At 49.1% G+C, this 713-nt stretch carries 1 protein-coding gene; it reads left to right on the forward strand.

Features of this window, described 5'->3' with window-relative positions; translation table 11 throughout:
- On the forward strand, nt 1-713 hold a 713-nt coding region (locus HMPREF3144_RS07040; RefSeq protein WP_141742748.1), incomplete at both ends, for an IS3 family transposase.

Below are 713 nucleotides of genomic sequence, written 5' to 3' on the forward strand. Positions count from 1 at the left end.
AAAAAAAGTGGTAACGCCATCTCGACGCAAAGAGATGGCGCAACGCGCGGTCACGCAATTTAGAGCGAGTATACGAGTGGCATGCGAGGTATTTAGCATCAGCCAAAGCTGCTATTACTACCAGCCTAGACAAGCCGGTGAGAATGAGGTCATTGCTGACTGGTTGATTCGATTAACCACCGCTCAACGTAACTGGGGCTTTGGCCTATGTTTCCTGTATTTACGTAATATTAAGGGCTTTAAATGGAACCACAAACGAGTCTATCGAATCTACCGCGAGCTCGAGTTAAACTTGCGTATCAAACCTAAGAAACGCATTGTACGTGAGCGTCCTGAGGCGCTCGGTGCAACCACTGCGATCAACCAAGTATGGTCAATGGATTTTATGCATGACCAACTGGCTGACGGTCGCTGCTTGCGTCTCTTTAACGTGATTGATGACTTTAACCGTGAGGGTTTGGGCATAGAGGTGGACTTCTCTTTGCCTGCAGAGCGAGTCACGAGAGTGTTGGATCAAATCATCGAGTGGCGAGGCAAGCCTGCGTGCCTACGGTGTGAAACGAAGTTCGGCGTTAGCCATAATGGGCCGGAATACATTAGTAAAACACTCCTAGCGTGGGCAGCTAAGCGGCATATCACGTTGATTCACACTCAGCCCGGTAATCCACAACAAAACGCGTATGTCGAGCGCTATAATCGGACGGTACGTTATG

This window comes from Oligella sp. HMSC05A10, from assembly GCF_001808335.1.
Lineage (GTDB): Bacteria > Pseudomonadota > Gammaproteobacteria > Burkholderiales > Burkholderiaceae_B > Oligella > Oligella urethralis.